This window comes from Sphingobium sp. RS1 (genome assembly GCF_056156825.1).
Map to the genome: position 1 here is coordinate 2,713,487 of NZ_JBLZXE010000002.1, position 16,410 is coordinate 2,729,896.

Genomic DNA, 16,410 nt, shown 5'->3' on the forward strand with positions numbered 1-16,410 from the left:
GCAAAGGCCGCTGCGATCCTTTCGCACTGCAACAGGAATCCTCATGTCCCGCCAGCTTATTTCCTCCGGCTCGCCCTTCGAGGCGCAGGTCGGCTATTCGCGTGCCGTCGTCCAGGGCGACTGGTGCTTCGTCGCCGGCACCACCGGCACCGATCCCGAAACCAAGACCATGCCGCAAGACGTGGTCGAACAGGGCCGCAACGCGCTCAAGGTGATCGGCAAGGCGCTGGAAGACGCCGGCTTCTCCTTTGCCGATGTCGTGCGCGTCACTTATTATATCACCGACGCCGCCTATTGGGATGTGATGGGCGACATTGCCGGTCCGGTCTTCGGCGACATTCGTCCGGCGGCCAGTTGCGTTATCGCCGGCCTCGTTAAGCCGGAGATGAAGATCGAGATCGAAGTCACCGCCTTCAAAGGGTAACAGGAGCGCTGCATCATGATTACCATGTATGGCATCAAGAATTGCGACACGATCAAGAAGGCCCGCAACTGGCTGGACAATGAGCGCGTCCCCTACAGCTTCCACGATTACAAGGTCGCCGGCGTCGACAAGGCGAAGCTGGAAGAATGGGTGATGGAACATGGCTGGGAAACCATCCTCAACCGCTCCGGCACCACCTTCAAGGCGCTGGACGCGGGCGACAAGGCGCATATCGATGCGGACAAGGCAATCCTGCTGATGGTCACCAACCCCTCGATGATCAAGCGCCCGATCCTCGATACCGGCCGGGGCGAAACGATCGTCGGCTTCAAGGCGACGACTTACGAAAACGCGCTGCAAGGCGTGAAGGCGTGATCGGGCGGGGGCTGCTGCGCATCGGGTTGATCCTGTTGATGAGCCTCATCCCCCTCCAGACAGTGCGGGCCGAACCGCTGCTGATCGCCCATCGCGGCGCCAGCGGCGAACGGCCCGAACATACGCTCGCCAGCTATGAGCGGGCGATCGATCAGGGCGCCGACTTCATCGAGCCGGACCTGGTGCTGACCAAGGACGGCGTCCTCGTCGCCCGGCATGAAAATGAGATCGGCGGCACCACCGACGTTGCCGACCATCCCGAATTTGCCGACCGCAAGACGACCAAGCGGATCGACGGCATCGACATGGTGGGCTGGTTTACCGAGGATTTCACCCTCGCCGAACTGCGCACGCTGCGGGCGCGCGAACGCCTCCCCGATATGCGTCCGGCCAACAAGCGCTTCAACGACCTCTATCTCATCCCGACCTTCGAGGAGATATTGAAGCTGGTCCGCGCCAAGGAAGCCGAAGCGCATCGCCGCATCGGCATCTATCCCGAAACCAAGCATCCCAGCTATTTCGCCGGCATCGGCCTGCCGCATCAGGCGGCCCTGCTCGATCTGCTGAGCTGCTACGGCTATCAGAGCGAGGCCGATCCGGTCTTCATCCAGTCCTTCGAGGTCGGCAATCTGAAAGCGTTGCGCACCGCGACCCGCCTGCGCCTTATCCAGCTTGTCGATGGGGAGGGAGGCCCGGCCGACCTGCCCGGCACGACCTATGCCGACATGCTGACGGTACAGGGCCTGACCGATATCGCCACCTATGCAGACGGGCTTGGCCCCTCGGCGGGGCAACTGATCGACGCGCAGGGGCCGACCGCGCTCGTCGGCCGCGCCCATGATGCGGGCCTTCAGGTCCATGTCTGGACGCTGCGCATGGAAAACAGCTTTCTGCCCGCCCAATATCGGCGTGCAGACGATCCGCAGGGCCGGGGTGACTTTGCCGGCTATGTCCGCGCCATCGCCAATACCGGCGTCGACGGCATCTTCAGCGACTTTCCGGAGCAGGCCAAGGCTGCTTTGACGTCCGCCAACCCCTGATTGCTGTCAGGGCGGGCCGATTGGGAAAACTTCTCGTCCCACGGCCTTGCCCGACTTGCCAAAGCGCGCCCGCACGCGAATAACGGACCCATGCTGTCCCAGAAGACCCGTTATGCCATTCGTGCGCTCCAGCATCTTGCCGATCGCTACCGCCAGGGTCCGGTCCCCCTCAATGAAATCGCCACGCGGCAGAATATCCCGTCCAAATTTCTGACGGTCATCCTGTCCGAATTGTCGCGCGAAGGGCTGGTCGCAACCCAGCGCGGCCGGGACGGGGGCTATTGGCTGGCGCTCGCCCCGGTCGACATCAGCTATGGCGACATCGTACGCCTGACGCGCGGTTCGTTGGCGCTGACCCCCTGCGCCAGCCGCTTCGCGCATGAAAGCTGCACCAACTGCCTGCCCGAATCGGAATGCCGCCTCCATCGCGTGATGCTGCGCGTCCGCGACGAAACCGCCAAGGTGCTCGACAGCATCAGTCTGGCGGAACCCTTCGCGGCGATGGACGAGGCTTAGGCGCCTTCGGCCGGTAGCGGCCCTTGCGCCCCGTTCGCCACTTCGCCACATAAACGGCATGACCACGCCGCCGCTCAAAGCCGCCCTGATCCCCGTCACCCCGCTCCAGCAGAATTGCACGCTCTTCTGGTGCACGGAAACCATGCGCGGCGCCTTCGTCGATCCGGGCGGCGACCTGCCGGTGCTCAAGAAGGCGGTGGCGCAACATGGCGTCACGATCGAGAAGATCCTCGTCACCCATGGCCATATCGACCATTGCGGCCAGGCCGGCGTGCTGGCGCGCGACCTCAATGTCCAGATCGAGGGGCCGCATGAGGATGACCGCTTCTGGATCGACCGGCTGCCGCAGGATGGCGAGCGCTGGGGCCTGCCGGGCGAGAGCTTCGAGCCGGACCGCTGGCTCAATGACGGCGACCGGGTGACGGTCGGCAATCTGACGCTGGACGTCCTCCATTGCCCCGGCCACACGCCCGGCCATGTCGTCTTCCATCACGCGCCCAGCAAACTCGCAATCGTGGGCGACGTGCTGTTTCAGGGCTCGATCGGCCGCACCGACTTCCCGCGCGGCAACCATCAGGATCTGATCGACGCCATCACCGGCAAGCTCTGGCCGCTGGGCGGGGAAACCGCTTTCGTCCCCGGCCATGGCCAGATGAGCAACTTCGCCCACGAACGGCGCACTAACCCCTTCGTCGCCGATTCGGTGCTGGCGGGATAATTTGCCGCCAAAGGGGGAGGGGCTTTACCCCCGTGCCGCCATCGCCGGCGGGACAGGCATGTCCCGCGTCGCGCCATAGGCGATGCTGAGCGCCACGCCTGCCATCACCAGCATCACGCCCCAGGTCAGCAGCGCGCCGGCCGCGCGCAGCGCCGTAGGCTTGTCCGCATCCATGCCGAACGCATGGGCGACCCGTGCCACCACATAGACCAGCGCGGCGATCCACAGCCATAGCGATGCGCCCGCCGCCATTTCCACCAGCGCGAAGAGAATCAGCACGATCGGCGTATATTCCACGAAGTTCGCATGCGCCCGCATCCGCTTGGCCAGCAGGCCGTTGCCGGCATCGCCATGTAATATCTTGTCCTTGATCCGGAATCGGGCGCAGCGAATCGCCAGCCACATGTTCAGCAGCGCGCAGGCGGCGGCAAAGGTCAGCGTGATCGGCAGCAACATGGATTATCCCCTCTATTTCACATCCTATACCCTAGTCTGCCGGGAGAAGGGGGCAAGTCCGGGGAAGGAAAGCCTTGCACCTCTGACAAAAAGCGCTATAGGCGCAGGGCTTCGCGATCACCCGGGCCGCATGGGTCTGCGGCGCCGTTGGCGTCAGCTTTTCCATGGGAACTGGCCGGTCGTACAACTTGATTGATATACGGAACAAGGTGCCGACATGGCTGTCCCCAAGCGCAAAACTTCTCCCTCCAAGCGCGGCATGCGCCGTAGCCACGACTCGCTCCGCGTCGAAGCATTCCAGGAATGCTCGAACTGCGGCGAACTGAAGCGTCCCCACAATCTGTGCGACGCCTGCGGGCATTATAACGGCCGCGAAATCGTCGCCGTCGGGGCGTAAGCCCGTCTCTCTACTCCGCAAAGGGGTGCTCTAAAGTGTCAGGCCAACCGCGAATCGCAATCGACGCGATGGGCGGGGACGAAGGCGTGCGCGTGATGATGGCGGGGGCCGCACTGGCCCGCCGCCGCCATGACGGTCTGCGCTTCACCCTGTTCGGCGACGAGGTGCGGATCAAGGCGGCGCTCGACCAGCACCCGAATCTGCGGGCGGCGTCGGAAATCGTCCACGCCGATACGGTCGTCGATGGCTCGGACAAGCCGAGCGTCGCGATTCGCAAGAAGAGCAGCTCCATGGCAATGGCCATCGCCGCCGTGAAGGCGGGGGAGGCCGGTGCTGCCGTGTCCGCTGGCAATACCGGCGCGCTCATGGCCATGGCGAAGCTTGCCCTGCGCACCATGCCGGGCATCGACCGGCCGGCGCTGGCGGCCCTGCTGCCGACGCTGGGCGACAATGACGTCGTCATGCTGGACCTGGGCGCCAACACCGAATGCGACGCCCGCAACCTCGTCCAGTTCGCGGTCATGGGCGCCGCTTATTCGCGCATCGCCTTCGATCTCGATCGGCCGCGCGTGCGCCTGCTCAACATCGGTACCGAAGACCTCAAGGGCACGGACGAGATTCGCGATGCGGCCGCTTTGCTGCGCAACGCGACCAGCCTGCCGCTGCAATTTGACGGCTTCACCGAAGGCGACAAGATCGCCCGCGGAGACGCCGACGTGATTGTGTGCGACGGTTTTTCCGGCAATGTCGCTCTCAAGACGGCGGAGGGGACCGCCCGTTTCGTCACGGATGTGCTGCGCAAGGCCTTCACCAGTTCGATTCGCTCGAAGATCGGTTTCCTGATCTCGAAGCCGGCGATGCACCTGCTCAAGCATCATCTCGATCCCAACAATCATAATGGCGCGGTCTTCCTCGGCCTCAATGGCGTGGTGGTGAAAAGCCATGGCAGCGCGAACGACAAGGGCGTGGCGAACGCCGTCCATGTCGCCGCCCGCCTGCTGGAAGAAGATATTACCCGCCGGATCGCGGCCGACATGGCCGGCATCCAGCCGCTGTCCGCCGCCGCATCGAAACTGGAGCAGCCCGTCAAGTGATCCGCCGTTCCATTTTGCTGGGCACGGGCTCGGCCCTGCCCGTCCGCACGGTCAGCAATGCCGAACTGGCACAGACTGTCGACACCAGCGACGAATGGATCGTCGAGCGCACCGGCATCCGCAACCGCCATATCGCCGGAGAGGGGGAAACCACCGCTTCGCTCGCCGCCGATGCCGCCGCGAAGGCGATCGCAGCGGCCGGCATCGCCACGCAGGATATCGACCTCATCATCCTGGCGACGGCCACGCCCGACCAGACCTTCCCCGCCGCCGCGACCAAGGTGCAGGCGGCGCTGGGCATCGACGATTGCGTCGCCTTCGACGTCGCCGCCGTCTGCTCCGGCTTCCTTTATGCCATGACCGTGGCGGACAGCATGATCCGCTCGGGCGCCGCCAACCGTGCGCTGGTGATCGGCTCGGAAACCTTCAGCCGCATCCTCGACTGGGAAGACCGCACCACCTGCGTCCTGTTCGGCGACGGCGCCGGCGCCGTGGTGCTGGGTGCGGAAGAAAGCGCGGACAGCGATCCGAAAACCGCACGCGGCATCCTGTCGGCGAAGCTGCATGCCGATGGCCGCCATAACCAGCTTCTCTATGTCGATGGCGGGCCGTCCACGACCCAGACCGTCGGCAAGCTGCGCATGAAGGGGCAGGAAGTGTTCCGTCATGCAGTGGTGAATCTCGCCTCCGTGCTGAAGGAAGCGATGGAACTGGCGGGCCTGACCCCGGCGGATATCGACTGGCTGGTCCCGCATCAGGCCAATGCCCGCATCCTTGATGCGACCGCACGCAAGCTGAAGCTGTCGCCTGACCGGGTGGTGGTGACGGTCGATCGCCATGCCAACACCTCCGCTGCGTCCGTGCCGCTCGCGCTGGACTGCGCGGTGCGTGATGGCAGGATCAAGGCGGGCGACCTCATCGTGCTGGAAGCAATGGGCGGCGGCTTCACCTGGGGCGCCTGCGTCCTGCGCCTGTAGTCCTATCGGTCGTAAACCATAGCTACCGCTTGCCAAAGCGCCGCGAATCAATCACATTTCCTGTTGACCGTCCGGGGGGGATGGTCGCTGGGCTTGAATGAGGGGATGGTCGATGACCGGCAACGGAACGCTGACGCGTGCGGATCTGGCAGAGAGCGTGAATCGCCATGTGGGCCTTTCGCGGGCCGAGGCGGCTGCGCTGGTCGAATCGATCCTCGAACATATGTCTTCGGCGCTGGAGCGCGGGGAAAATGTGAAGATTTCCAGCTTCGGCACCTTCGTCCTGCGCGACAAGACGGAACGGATGGGCCGCAATCCCAAGACCGGCGTCGAGGTGCCGATCGAACCACGCCGGGTGCTGACCTTCCGCGCCAGCCAAACGATGCGCGACCGGGTCGCCTCCGCCTGAGGACACGCTTCAGGGTTGCCAGCGATGGGATGGTGGCAACAGCCTGACGCGGTCATTTGCCTGCGCGAATAAGCGATTGGCCGCTTTTTCAATATTACCATGGCTTTACCATAGTTGACCTTCGCCCCTTCATGGGTGCAACATCCCTGTCATGGAAAAGGCAGAGGGTGCATTTCTGACCATCAGCGAGCTGGCCGGCGAGCTTGGTCTTCCCCAGCATATCTTGCGCTATTGGGAAACGCGCTTTCCCCAGCTGCGCCCGCTGCAACGATCGGGCAATCGCCGTTACTATCGCCCTGCCGACGTCGCGCTGGCGCGCCGCATCCATCGGCTGCTGAATGTCGAGGGGTTCACGGTCAAGGGCGCGCAAAAGGCGCTGGTGGACGGCAATGGTTCAGCGCCCCTCGCGCCATCCGACATGGCGGCTTCGACTGTCGTGGCCCCCGCACCGCCGGATCAGGCGGACCTGCTGGCTCGCCTGTTGGCCATCCGCGCGGACCTCGCCAAGGCGATCGGCGACTGAACGCCTTTATCTGGCCGGCGCGCGATAGGGGATGAAGTCGCCCAGCGCACAGGCACCCGACGTCATGCCGGTCATCCGGTCGGCGGTGGTGGTAAAATCACCGCGGCACAATTGCGATCCGAAGCTGCGGACGATGATGATGTCGCCGGCAGACAGGCCGTTGCAACTGCCGATCAGTTCATTCTTGTACACCAGCTTTCGGCTGACCCGATAGAGCAGCACATTGTTGCTGATGACGGTCAGGTTGGTCTGCGGTTCGCGATTGATGCAACTGACCTTCTCGCCAGCGACCTTGCCGGCCAGCGCCTTGTCCAGGCTCGCCGTCTGCTTTTCGGTCAGCGGCCTGGGTTCATAGCTGCCGGTGCAGCCCGCCAGCAGCAGCGGTGCGACAATCATTCCCGCACGCCCGATCCACGCCACCATCGCGACTCTCTCCATGGTCATGCCTTAAGGACGCCATCATAGCGTAAAAACCGTCACGCCGCGTCTTTTGCCGTGCGCCGTTCCGCCAGTTCCGCCACGCTGCGCGCGCGCATGAAGATGTTGGTCGCCCGCTCCAGCCCGATGCTGGTCGGCACCGTCGCCTCGCCCCGCGCGCGCGCTTCCTCGACGGCTACCACTCGCTGCGACAGCGCATCATTGTCCGGCTCCACCCCTAGCGCGAAACGGCCGTTGGAGAGCGTATATTCATGCGCGCAGTAAACGGTCGTGTCGTCGGGCAGGGCCGCAAAGCGCGCCATATTGGCGAACATCTGCGCCGCCGTCCCTTCGAACAGCCGGCCGCATCCCATGGCGAACAATGTGTCGCCGACGAAGAGGATATGATCGTCGGCCAGATGATAGGCGACATGACCCGCCGTATGCGCCGGCACCGCCATCACCGTCGCGACATGGTCGCCGATGCGGACCTGATCGCCTTCACCCACTGTCCGGTCGAGCGTGCCGATCTTCTCCGCCTCCGCCGCCGGGCCGGTGATGATGCAGCCTGTCGCCGCCCTGATCGCCGCATTGCCGCCGACATGATCGCCATGCCAATGGGTGTTCCAGATCTGGCCAATGGTCCAGCCACGCGCGGCGGCGGCCTCCAGCACCGGGTCCGCCACTGCGGGGTCGATCGCCACCGTCTCGCCGCTGGCCGCGTCATGCAGCAGCCAGACATAATTGTCGTTGAGAACGGGGATGCGAACGACCTCCAGCATGGCGCTTACCAGCTCCCGATATTGGGCATCGATACCCAAGGTTCGGCCGGCTCCAGACGTCCATCCTGCAACAGCTCGATCGAGATATTATCGGGCGTCCGCACAAACGCCATATGCCCGTCGCGCGGCGGCCGGTTGATGGTGACGCCCGCGTCCATCAACGTCTGGCACGTCTCGTAGATATTCTCGACCTGATAGGCGATATGGCCGAAATTGCGCCCGCCATCATAGGTTTCACCCGCGCTGCCATCCGTCGGCGGCCAGTTATAGGTCAGTTCGACCTGCGCATCCTCATCCCCCGGCGCGGCGAGATAGACCAGCGTGAAGCGGCCCTGTTCGCTGTCGAAGCGCTTGACCTCTTTCAGGCCCAGCAGGGCGAAAAAGGCGATCGTCTTGTCGACGTCGGTCACGCGGATCATGCTATGCAGGAATTTGGGCAAGATAGTCTCCGTTCGTCGCTGGAAAGCAACGGTTCATCTCGGTGATTATAAATAGGCCCTTAAGATAAGGTCGCGCATCACCGGACGGAAGAGGAAAGCGAACAATGGCTTTGGAAATGCGGGACAAGATTTTGCTGGGCAGCGCGGCGCTGCTGGCGCTGGGCGTGATGACAGGCGGCTATCTGCTGGGCGACGGGCTGAAACGGGCCAAGGCGGCGGACCGGTCCGTCACGGTGCGGGGCCTCGCCGAAAAGGATGTAACGGCGGATCTCGCCACCTGGTCGATCAGCTATTCGGCCAGCGGCTTCGACCTGCCCACCGTGCGCGGCGAAATCGATAATAATACGAAGGAACTACAGGCCTATTTCAACAGCCTTGGCTTCAAGGCGGGCGACCTGACCCCGACCGGCGCGGGCGTGAATCAATATCTTAACAATGGCGTCAACAATATCACCATCACCCAGCGCATGCTGCTGCGCACCACGGACATTGCCCGCGCACAAAAGGCGGTGGCGCAGCAATTCGACCTGGTCCGTCGCGGCGTGACGCTTCAGGAAGGATCGGGCATGCGCTACAGCTTCACCAAGCTGAATGACGTGAAGCCGGAGATGGTCGCCGCCGCGACAAAGGACGCGCGCGCTGCCGCCGAACAGTTCGCCAAGGATTCAGGCGCCGGCGTGGGTGGCATCAAGAGCGCGACCCAGGGCTATTTCTCGATCGATGCGCGTGATGGCGAAGGCGGCGACGGATCGAGCGACACGCCCTACAAGAAGGTACGCGTCGTCACGACCGTCGACTTCTACCTCAAATAGCCGCGAGCCTCAGCAACGGCCTCAGCAGCGACCCCGGCGGCGGTCCCGGCGCGAACAATCGCTCTTGTCGCCGATGATCGCGCCGGCGGCCCCGCCGATCACCGCACCTTCGGCGGTGCCCAGGCCCGTGGCACTCCCAACGATCGCGCCGCCGGCGCCACCGATCAGTCCGCCGCGCGTCGCCCCGCGCGAACAGGCGGTGGTGGCCGTCGCCGCGACGACCAGCAGGCCGATGCCCAAAACCTTCTTCCAATGACTGTCCATCTCGCTGTCTCCTTCATCCCATCCCGCATCGTCAGGCGAACGGGTCGGGCGCGGCGGCAGTTCCGTGACAAAGTCTTGCTGGCCGGACTGGAGCCAAGGCGCATATTCACCCCACCCAACTTCGTTCGTCCTGAGCCTGTCGAAGGGCGCTTTCTTGCAGCATGAGAAGAAGCATGGGGCTTCGACAAGCTCAGTCCGAACGGAGCGAATGTAAGAGTTTATGCCCTAACCACCGGCTTTTGCTGCAGGAAGCCGCGACAGATTGTCGGCCGCCGCCTTGCCCGCCGGTGCATCCGGGGCCAGCTTCATCGCCCGGCCCCATGCAGCGCGGGCGATGTCCTCATGGTCGGTCAGCACCGCGATATTGCCTTCCTCCAGCGCGACCGAGGCATCATCGGGCGACAATTGCACGGCCCTCGCGATATGCGCCTGCGCCAGCCGCATGTCGCCGGATCGCCGCGCCAGCGTCGCCGACAGCAGCCAGGCGAGCGGGTCTTTCGGCGCCTGCGTCAGGGCGATGTCCAGCGAATCGCGCGCCGCCTCCATATCGTTCAGCGCCACCAGCGCGCGTGCCCGATCCAGATGCACCTCGCCCTTTTCCAGCCCGTCGGGCAGGCCACGTGCCAGCGCCGCGTCGAAATCGCCCCGCGCCTTGGGCAGGTCGCCGCTCGCCATCGCGGCATTGCCCGCCTGCGCCCATAGCCGCGCCGCCTCGACCATTTCGCCGCTGCGCTCGGCTTCCTCTGCCGCCTGTTCGAAGGCGACGATGGCCGGGGTCCAGCGCTCTGCCCGCGCATAGGCAAAGCCCATGCAGTGCCGGGCATAGAAGCTGCCGCCGTCGATCCGCCATTTCTGGGCAAAGGCGATGCCGGCGTCTGGCGATTCGATTGCCTGGTCGAGGCAGGCCTGAAAAGGGGCGGCGAACTTGGCCGGGACGGGCACCTTGCCATCCTCCCGCGCTGGCGCAGCGGCCGGGGCAGCCGTCGCTGCTGCGGCCGCGGCGCGCTGTTCCTGCTTTTCCTTGCGGCTGCGGTTCATCACCGCCTCGATCTCGGGATCATAGGCCTGGAGCAGGACCGGCAGGAAGAAGAAGGGCATCAGAGGCTATCCAGGAGAGTGGCGACGGTATGGATCAGCAGGGCGATGTCGCCGTCGCGGGAAAGGCGATGGTCGCCGTCCTTAATCAGCAGCGTCTGCACATCGGATGAACGCAGGCGCCCGGCCGCCTTGATCGCCACATCCCACGGCACGTCCCCATCCGCCTGCCCATGCAAGAACCGCACGGGGCAGTCGATGCCGATCTCACCTTCCAGCAACCGCAGCGCCTGTCCCGATTCCCAGAAGCCCAATGTCGTCACATAGGGCTGGTCGCTATAGGGCGTCGGCTCCTCGATCCGCCCCTCGGTCTTCAGCAACGCCTTGTCGGCATCGGTAAAGCCCCATTCGGTAAAGTCGGGCGCGGCGGCAATACCGACCAGACCCACGATCCGGTCCGGACGCGCCAGCGCCACCAGCAGGGCCAGCCAGCCGCCCATGGATGATCCCACCAGTACAACCGGCCCTTCGATCATCTTATCGAGCAGCAGCAGCACATCGTCGCGCCAACTGGCCAGCGTGCCGTCCGCGAACCGCCCTTCGCTGGCGCCACACCCGGCATAGTCCAGCCGCAGCATCGCCCGGCCCTGTTCCGCTGCCCATTGATCCAGCGCCACGGCCTTGCCGCCTTCCATGTCGGACATATAGCCCGGCAGGAACAGGATGGTCGGCCCTGTCCCGGCCTGATGCCGATAGGCAAGGCGCAATCCGTCGGGCCGGGCAAACAGCGCGGGCGGGGAAGCGGGGGCGTCGGTCACGATCGTCATCCTTATAGTGTGGCAGACAAGGCCCTGCCTTAGCCTTCCATAGACGTCGGGAACAGCCGATGACCGGCACGGCGTACCCCGCGACGGGCCGGTATGAACTTTTTTCGATGGCGATAAAAATAATCCGGACAATGCGTTGACAGCATAAGAGGCCGCCGTTAGAGGCGCACTCCTACCCCGTGCCCAGATGGCGGAATTGGTAGACGCACCAGCTTCAGGTGCTGGCGATCGCAAGGTCGTGGAGGTTCGAGTCCTCTTCTGGGCACCATTTGTTCTCCAAGGCCCTGAAAGCCTTGGATTTCCGTGAGAATATGACCCTTCTGTCCGAAAATGCGGTACAAGGAAGGGTACATATCGCGTCATGGGGCAGCTCTTGGCTCACATCCTCAAGGACAAGAAAACAGGCCGCCTTTCCTACAGGCGAGCCTATCCCCCGGAGCTCATTCCGTTCCTTGATGTCCCGGCCGGGAAGCGCAGAGCCCCTACCGAACTGAAGCGGAGCCTTCAGGCCTCCTCCATCGCCCAAGCTGGCGCTCTCGACATTTGGCGCGAAGCCAATGCCGCATGGGAGGCAAATGTTGCTGCTGCTCGTAAGCGACAGACTCAGAGCTATGATGCGCTGGGACTGAACAACGTCGCCAAACTCGCGGAAGTGTTCAAGTACGACTGGCTCCTCATGGACATGAAGGCGTTGGAAGCAAAAGGCGATGATTTCGCGCTCCCGGCTCTAAATTTCTGGGACGAGAAAGGCCCTGATTTCTATCGCTGGCACGGGGAAGGCGATACCGACGAAATCATGGAAGAGTGGTCCGGGCCCGCAGAGCGCTTCTTGGCCACGCAGCGCATCGTCAGGGACCCCAAGGACTGGCTGGGCTTCCAGCGTCTATGCAAGGCGCTCAACGCCGCCGCTTTGGAATATGAGCCACAGGCCCGATCGCTACTGGGCGGGACCGCCGTGCCCCCTCCTCCCCCGCCGCCCGACTATTCGCGCTGGGACAAGACGAGTGCGGAACGGGATGTCAGTTTCCACGACATGGCCGAAGGCATCCTGACTAATCCCCTCCGCAACATCGGCGCGGCGACCAAGCAGGCGAACCGCACGGCCCTGCGTTTCTTCGGGGAGCATTTCGGCCGCCCGGTGCCTGCCAAGATTACAAAGGCCGCTGTGTCCGACTGGTTGAAGGTCCTGGCCCAGCGTCCCGCCAAGCTGCCTGCGAATCAAAGGGACTTGCCGCTCCCTGAGATTGTCGCGATGTACGATGGCGTGACGGGCGTGGCGCGGATATCCAACAAGACCATCATGACCCATCTTGGCGGGCTGGCGGCCCTGTGGACCAAGGCGCAGGAGGAAGATGGCATGATCCCGGAGGACGTGCCCAATCCCTTCAAAGCCCGAAAGTACCTTGTGGCCGATAAGCCCGAAGAGCCGGAACAGCTATCCCTTGCCGAAATGCAGGCAATTTTCTCGCTTCCGATCTTCACGGCCGGAGAGCGCCCCATTCGCGGAAAGGGTGAGGCCTCTTATTGGCTCCCCTTGCTATTGCTGTGGACAGGTGCGCGGCCGGAAGAACTTGCTCAGCTCATGGTGCAGGACATTTTCCAGGAGGCCCGAGACGAGGGCCGTTGGTTCATAAGGATCACAGACGAGGGCGAGCATCCGCATAAGGGACTACGCCGCCTGAAGACGTCGAAGGGCACTAAGGGCGGGCGCAGGGAGTTTCCTGTCCCGAAGGCTCTCCTTGACCTGAATTTCATTGCCTATGTCCGCTATGTCAAAGCGGCGGGAGAAACCGCGCTCTTTCCTCTTCTACGCACGAAGGGCGACAGGAACCTCCTGTTCGTCGGCTTCTCGGAGTGGTGGAATAAGACCGTCCAAGAAGCAGGCATCTTGCCACCCGGAAAGGGCCGTAGAGCCTCCAGGGAGTTTCGCCACAACTGGACGTCGGCGGCTCGTGCCTGCGGCATCCCAGAGGACGCCCGCGAGTATATTCAGGGCCACTACAGTTCCGGCGCGACGGCGAATAAGGACTATGGGAGCCGGAAGTCACTAGGGCTGTATATCGATCAGCTCGCTCATGAGGGCTTGGACCTGTCGGGCGTACAGCCTTGGTGTCGGCCGACCAAGGGCAACGTGGCGTAAGGGTGCTGCGGAGCCCCCTGGGATCGTTACCTGCGCCCACACCTCCGTCTTACCGGAGGAGGCCAAACTCAGGCCCGCAGCCTCTACAGCCTATCAGCATGGATCGCCGCTGCAAGCCAATCTGCGGGGCCACACGCCACCGAAAGGGACGTCAATGGACACTATGTCACCGGCACAGCGCGAAGCCTTGGAGCGCTTCTATCGTGCCCTGAAGCACCTTCGCGACATGATGGGCGGCAACGTCCCTAGTCAAATCGTGCAAACATATTTGGCCGTTGCGCTGGACGAAGGGCGGGTCGTCAACGAATACGCCAGCATACTAGGCGCGAGCCCCACGACGGCCTCAAGGCACTTGATGGACCTGTCTGACCGGAGGAGGTCCCGACAGGAGGGCTTCAAGCTTCTATATCGTTACGATAACCCGCTGGATGAACGGGAGAAGGTTGTCACTTTGTCGCCGCATGGGAAGATAATGCGGCAGTTGGTCCTAGAGACGCTTGGGGTCTCTAGGTAACGGAGGGCGGCGGCAGGGCGCGGTGCGATCCACTTTTCGCCGCTGACGGAAATGCGTGAAGTGATGGCCGCTGTCCAGGTGAACCATTGGTCAGGCTGACTTCCCAGCCTTTCGGAACCAATGGGACGAAGGGGAATTCGTCCAGCCGCATTTAGGCAGTATGGGGTGACGCGATCATGGAAAGAAAAGAGTTGTTACGCCGAATGTGGGGCAGGGTCCTTCACTGCCGTCAGTTGGCCATAACAACGACAGACCCGCATACGGCGGAGGCTTTGATTGCGATGGCCAACGAAGGGGAGGACGATATCCGGCGCATTATGACGGAAGAAGCCGAGAAAGGTGCAGCAAGGTCAGCCGTGCATTACAACCCATAGCACTGCCAGCATCATAGCCAGGATGAAAGCGATGATCATATAGGTGCCCAGCGTGCGGGTAGCAGTTTTGGGCGTCCTTTCTTTATGGTGGGGCATGGGAATCCATTTTTGGAGTAGGGTGCGACACTAACGCCCAGGCTGCTTCGGGTATCCTAAATTCTGTTATTTCGATCAGTAGCAGGCGGTTACGCCGCGAGCGCCTCTCGTCACCGAACAGGAGGGCGGGGCGGCCCCTCCCGACACTTAGTTACCCCAAGGGCTCCGCGTCCGCGTCGTGGTCGTGCTGGAGCCGAAAGGCTTCGGAGCGTAAGGGTCCACAGTGCCGACAGCGCCAGTGCGGGGATTGACGTTGCCCTGCGAGGACCAATTGTCCGTCCGGCTGCTATTGGGGGCCGTGCGAGTATGCGGGGGCACATAGACCCCGTCGCTGCGGCCGTGACCGCGCACGTTGACGGTCCGCTGGGCATAGGCGCCGGAAGTGGAAAGCATTGCCAGAACACCGGCAGCGATGAGCGTCCTCTTCATTAAAAATCCTTTGGATGGTTTCATGAGACGCGACCTGACCTCTTCGGGCCTGAAGATGCTGTAGTGCGGGAGAGGTAAAGGACTGATTGCCGCCGTTAGGAAAGCGACGACGTGGGGTAATCAGATACGCGTGAGGTCGTTGATTCACGCCTATTCAGTTTGTATGACGTCTCTTTGTAGATTTATTGTCTAGAAAGAATAGCGATGAGCAATAGTGCAGCGTTGAAGATTGCAAAGCAATTCGAGAAATTTCACTCTTTGCCCAATTCTAATTTAGCTGAGGCGTGGTCATCGATTTTTGCAGCGCCAGTTGCATCTGCCGCTTATTTTGAAGGGCTATTAGGTCTTGGTTCGGCTTTTACGAGATTTGAATTCGAGCTGGAACTGTCTACTGCTTCCGACAGAGCAAAGGCTCTCTATACTAAAGCGGCAGGGAAATTACAGCCGTTTCTAGCCATTGCAAGTTTTGGTTCCGTAAATGTAGATCAGGTTAAGAGAAATGCAGACTCAATAGACCTAATGTTTTTGGCTGCTGATGTAACTCAAGGGATTGCGGAAAGCGTTGTTAATCCTATAACTCTAGAAAATATCACAAATAGCCTGTCTGAATTGCTAGCGGACCTTGATTCAATCGATATCGATGCCGCTTTGCGCAGGTTTTTGAAAATTCAGGTTGGAAATATGCTACAAGCGGTAGCCTCTTTCGATGCGATTGGGATAGAAGGCCTTTCCCGAATTTATGGCGCTACCGCATCAGAGATTGCTCGCGCATGGAGCACGAAGGAAGCTAAGGAGCCCGTTGTCCAAGGATGGCTCGTTAAGGCGCGTTCCGCGCTAAAACTGATCGGCGCGGGAGTGGTTTGGGCTGGTGCGGTTGCAGGTGGAGCAGATACAGCCATCGAGCACGGCTCAAGCTTGTTAGAATTCGCCGGCATTATAGCAGAAAATGCCCCGGACACGCCTCCTGGTTCATAATTTAGCGCTAGGGAAGCGGTGAGCGTTCGTTAGTCAGGCGGTTGCGAAATATTACTGAATCTATGGAGAAACTTCGCAGTTTCCCGTGCAGATTTCGCCCGTGGCGCTCTCCAGGTCCGGTTGGGCCATCCTGTTTTAGAGAGCGGGAAAAGCTGACGGCGACGAACAGCCGCCCATGTGGCGCCTACTCGCCGGCCAAGATGTATAGAAAGGCACGCCCTACCGCCGCTGAAATTAACGCGAAGACTGATAAAAGAGCGGCATTGCCTCCGTTTGTTCCTGATAGAGAGCGAGGGGGGTAGAGCACAAGAGAACCACAGCCCACGTAAACACCGCCCAGTGTATCACTCTGCCTAACCGCTCGATCGCTGTCGGA

At 62.3% G+C, this 16,410-nt stretch carries 21 protein-coding genes and 1 tRNA gene; 14 read left to right on the forward strand and 8 right to left on the reverse strand.

Annotation, left to right across the window (positions count from 1 at the left end):
* Window positions 1–43 precede the first annotated feature (43 nt).
* The 5 genes from ACNHGR_RS15020 (at window position 44) to ACNHGR_RS15040 (ending at window position 3,073) form a co-directional block, all read left to right on the forward strand.
* On the forward strand, window positions 44–424 hold the full coding sequence (locus tag ACNHGR_RS15020; protein ID WP_184268869.1) for a RidA family protein: 381 nt from the start codon (window positions 44–46) through the stop codon (window positions 422–424).
* A gap of 15 nt (window positions 425–439) precedes the next feature.
* The gene (locus ACNHGR_RS15025; RefSeq protein ID WP_184268871.1) at window positions 440–799 is read left to right on the forward strand and encodes an ArsC family reductase; all 360 of its coding nucleotides are present in this window, start codon (window positions 440–442) and stop codon (window positions 797–799) included.
* The gene (locus tag ACNHGR_RS15030) at window positions 796–1,839 is read left to right on the forward strand and encodes a glycerophosphodiester phosphodiesterase (protein ID WP_475287115.1); all 1,044 of its coding nucleotides are present in this window, start codon (window positions 796–798) and stop codon (window positions 1,837–1,839) included. Before ACNHGR_RS15025 ends, ACNHGR_RS15030 begins: the two co-directional genes overlap by 4 nt.
* Before the next feature lie 90 nt (window positions 1,840–1,929).
* Window positions 1,930–2,355, forward strand: coding sequence for an RrF2 family transcriptional regulator (locus ACNHGR_RS15035; RefSeq protein WP_120251189.1), 426 nt, complete (start codon window positions 1,930–1,932; stop codon window positions 2,353–2,355).
* Between the two features lie 58 nt (window positions 2,356–2,413).
* Entirely contained in the window at window positions 2,414–3,073 is a 660-nt protein-coding gene (locus ACNHGR_RS15040) for an MBL fold metallo-hydrolase (protein WP_475287117.1), read from the forward strand.
* A gap of 24 nt (window positions 3,074–3,097) precedes the next feature.
* Here the strand turns inward: ACNHGR_RS15040 and ACNHGR_RS15045 are convergent, their stop codons facing one another.
* Complete coding sequence (locus ACNHGR_RS15045) at window positions 3,098–3,529, reverse strand: MAPEG family protein (protein WP_475287119.1); 432 nt, start codon at window positions 3,527–3,529, stop codon at window positions 3,098–3,100.
* A gap of 217 nt (window positions 3,530–3,746) precedes the next feature.
* Between ACNHGR_RS15045 and rpmF the strand changes: the two genes are divergently transcribed.
* From rpmF to ACNHGR_RS15070, 5 genes are all read left to right on the forward strand, one after another.
* Entirely contained in the window at window positions 3,747–3,926 is a 180-nt protein-coding gene (rpmF, locus tag ACNHGR_RS15050; protein ID WP_066606737.1) for a 50S ribosomal protein L32, read from the forward strand.
* 68 nt (window positions 3,927–3,994) lie between these two features.
* A complete protein-coding gene (gene plsX / locus ACNHGR_RS15055; protein WP_221417085.1) occupies window positions 3,995–5,020 on the forward strand; it encodes a phosphate acyltransferase PlsX in 1,026 nt (341 codons plus the stop codon).
* The gene (locus ACNHGR_RS15060) at window positions 5,017–5,997 is read left to right on the forward strand and encodes a beta-ketoacyl-ACP synthase III (RefSeq protein ID WP_184268881.1); all 981 of its coding nucleotides are present in this window, start codon (window positions 5,017–5,019) and stop codon (window positions 5,995–5,997) included. The genes plsX and ACNHGR_RS15060 overlap by 4 nt, the downstream gene beginning before the upstream one ends.
* A gap of 112 nt (window positions 5,998–6,109) precedes the next feature.
* Window positions 6,110–6,406, forward strand: coding sequence for an integration host factor subunit alpha (gene ihfA / locus ACNHGR_RS15065; RefSeq protein ID WP_056691284.1), 297 nt, complete (start codon window positions 6,110–6,112; stop codon window positions 6,404–6,406).
* A 151-nt stretch (window positions 6,407–6,557) separates the two neighbouring features.
* The gene (locus ACNHGR_RS15070; RefSeq protein ID WP_475287122.1) at window positions 6,558–6,929 is read left to right on the forward strand and encodes a MerR family transcriptional regulator; all 372 of its coding nucleotides are present in this window, start codon (window positions 6,558–6,560) and stop codon (window positions 6,927–6,929) included.
* A gap of 6 nt (window positions 6,930–6,935) precedes the next feature.
* Here the strand turns inward: ACNHGR_RS15070 and ACNHGR_RS15075 are convergent, their stop codons facing one another.
* Genes ACNHGR_RS15075 through ACNHGR_RS15085 form a run of 3 tightly spaced genes read right to left on the reverse strand, consistent with a single transcriptional unit; the run spans window position 6,936 to window position 8,568 of the window.
* A complete protein-coding gene (locus ACNHGR_RS15075; protein ID WP_475288448.1) occupies window positions 6,936–7,352 on the reverse strand; it encodes a hypothetical protein in 417 nt (138 codons plus the stop codon).
* Window positions 7,353–7,405: 53 nt separating this feature from the next.
* Window positions 7,406–8,128, reverse strand: coding sequence for a hydroxyacylglutathione hydrolase (gene gloB / locus ACNHGR_RS15080; RefSeq protein WP_475288449.1), 723 nt, complete (start codon window positions 8,126–8,128; stop codon window positions 7,406–7,408).
* 5 nt (window positions 8,129–8,133) lie between these two features.
* The gene (locus ACNHGR_RS15085; RefSeq protein ID WP_475287124.1) at window positions 8,134–8,568 is read right to left on the reverse strand and encodes a VOC family protein; all 435 of its coding nucleotides are present in this window, start codon (window positions 8,566–8,568) and stop codon (window positions 8,134–8,136) included.
* Window positions 8,569–8,672: 104 nt separating this feature from the next.
* Here ACNHGR_RS15085 and ACNHGR_RS15090 point away from each other — a divergent pair, with 104 nt between their 5' ends.
* Window positions 8,673–9,380, forward strand: coding sequence for an SIMPL domain-containing protein (locus tag ACNHGR_RS15090; RefSeq protein ID WP_475287126.1), 708 nt, complete (start codon window positions 8,673–8,675; stop codon window positions 9,378–9,380).
* A gap of 21 nt (window positions 9,381–9,401) precedes the next feature.
* On the opposite strand, the gene ACNHGR_RS15095 is transcribed toward ACNHGR_RS15090, so the two are convergent.
* From ACNHGR_RS15095 to ACNHGR_RS15105, 3 genes are all read right to left on the reverse strand, one after another.
* The gene (locus tag ACNHGR_RS15095) at window positions 9,402–9,644 is read right to left on the reverse strand and encodes a hypothetical protein (protein WP_475287127.1); all 243 of its coding nucleotides are present in this window, start codon (window positions 9,642–9,644) and stop codon (window positions 9,402–9,404) included.
* A gap of 225 nt (window positions 9,645–9,869) precedes the next feature.
* Window positions 9,870–10,742, reverse strand: coding sequence for a tetratricopeptide repeat protein (locus tag ACNHGR_RS15100; RefSeq protein ID WP_475287129.1), 873 nt, complete (start codon window positions 10,740–10,742; stop codon window positions 9,870–9,872).
* Window positions 10,742–11,506: an alpha/beta fold hydrolase gene (locus ACNHGR_RS15105; RefSeq protein WP_475287131.1), complete on the reverse strand. Its 765-nt coding sequence runs from the start codon at window positions 11,504–11,506 to the stop codon at window positions 10,742–10,744. Before ACNHGR_RS15105 ends, ACNHGR_RS15100 begins: the two co-directional genes overlap by 1 nt.
* Window positions 11,507–11,687: 181 nt before the next feature.
* Here ACNHGR_RS15105 and ACNHGR_RS15110 point away from each other — a divergent pair.
* Window positions 11,688–11,774 (forward strand) — tRNA-Leu (locus ACNHGR_RS15110).
* Between the two features lie 105 nt (window positions 11,775–11,879).
* Window positions 11,880–13,646: a site-specific integrase gene (locus ACNHGR_RS15115; protein WP_475287133.1), complete on the forward strand. Its 1,767-nt coding sequence runs from the start codon at window positions 11,880–11,882 to the stop codon at window positions 13,644–13,646.
* A 1,131-nt stretch (window positions 13,647–14,777) separates the two neighbouring features.
* On the opposite strand, the gene ACNHGR_RS15120 is transcribed toward ACNHGR_RS15115, so the two are convergent.
* Window positions 14,778–15,059: a hypothetical protein gene (locus tag ACNHGR_RS15120; protein WP_475287135.1), complete on the reverse strand. Its 282-nt coding sequence runs from the start codon at window positions 15,057–15,059 to the stop codon at window positions 14,778–14,780.
* Between the two features lie 204 nt (window positions 15,060–15,263).
* Between ACNHGR_RS15120 and ACNHGR_RS15125 the strand changes: the two genes are divergently transcribed.
* Window positions 15,264–16,034 (forward strand): hypothetical protein, encoded by a 771-nt coding sequence (locus ACNHGR_RS15125; RefSeq protein WP_475287137.1) that lies wholly within the window; start codon window positions 15,264–15,266, stop codon window positions 16,032–16,034.
* Window positions 16,035–16,410 lie beyond the last annotated feature (376 nt).

Bases quoted from the DNA above. Each gene is read 5' to 3' on its own strand.
- ACNHGR_RS15020 (WP_184268869.1), top strand. From the start codon at position 44: ATGTCCCGCCAGCTTATTTCCTCCGGCTCGCCCTTCGAGGCGCAGGTC.
- ACNHGR_RS15025 (WP_184268871.1), top strand. From the start codon at position 440: ATGATTACCATGTATGGCATCAAGAATTGCGACACGATCAAGAAGGCC.
- ACNHGR_RS15035 (WP_120251189.1), top strand. From the start codon at position 1,930: ATGCTGTCCCAGAAGACCCGTTATGCCATTCGTGCGCTCCAGCATCTT.
- ACNHGR_RS15040 (WP_475287117.1), top strand. From the start codon at position 2,414: ATGACCACGCCGCCGCTCAAAGCCGCCCTGATCCCCGTCACCCCGCTC.
- ACNHGR_RS15045 (WP_475287119.1), bottom strand. From the start codon at position 3,529: ATGTTGCTGCCGATCACGCTGACCTTTGCCGCCGCCTGCGCGCTGCTG.
- rpmF (WP_066606737.1), top strand. From the start codon at position 3,747: ATGGCTGTCCCCAAGCGCAAAACTTCTCCCTCCAAGCGCGGCATGCGC.
- plsX (WP_221417085.1), top strand. From the start codon at position 3,995: ATGGGCGGGGACGAAGGCGTGCGCGTGATGATGGCGGGGGCCGCACTG.
- ihfA (WP_056691284.1), top strand. From the start codon at position 6,110: ATGACCGGCAACGGAACGCTGACGCGTGCGGATCTGGCAGAGAGCGTG.
- ACNHGR_RS15070 (WP_475287122.1), top strand. From the start codon at position 6,558: ATGGAAAAGGCAGAGGGTGCATTTCTGACCATCAGCGAGCTGGCCGGC.
- ACNHGR_RS15075 (WP_475288448.1), bottom strand. From the start codon at position 7,352: ATGGTGGCGTGGATCGGGCGTGCGGGAATGATTGTCGCACCGCTGCTG.
- gloB (WP_475288449.1), bottom strand. From the start codon at position 8,128: ATGCTGGAGGTCGTTCGCATCCCCGTTCTCAACGACAATTATGTCTGG.
- ACNHGR_RS15090 (WP_475287126.1), top strand. From the start codon at position 8,673: ATGGCTTTGGAAATGCGGGACAAGATTTTGCTGGGCAGCGCGGCGCTG.
- ACNHGR_RS15095 (WP_475287127.1), bottom strand. From the start codon at position 9,644: ATGGACAGTCATTGGAAGAAGGTTTTGGGCATCGGCCTGCTGGTCGTC.
- ACNHGR_RS15100 (WP_475287129.1), bottom strand. From the start codon at position 10,742: ATGCCCTTCTTCTTCCTGCCGGTCCTGCTCCAGGCCTATGATCCCGAG.
- ACNHGR_RS15105 (WP_475287131.1), bottom strand. From the start codon at position 11,506: ATGACGATCGTGACCGACGCCCCCGCTTCCCCGCCCGCGCTGTTTGCC.
- ACNHGR_RS15120 (WP_475287135.1), bottom strand. From the start codon at position 15,059: ATGAAGAGGACGCTCATCGCTGCCGGTGTTCTGGCAATGCTTTCCACT.
- ACNHGR_RS15125 (WP_475287137.1), top strand. From the start codon at position 15,264: ATGAGCAATAGTGCAGCGTTGAAGATTGCAAAGCAATTCGAGAAATTT.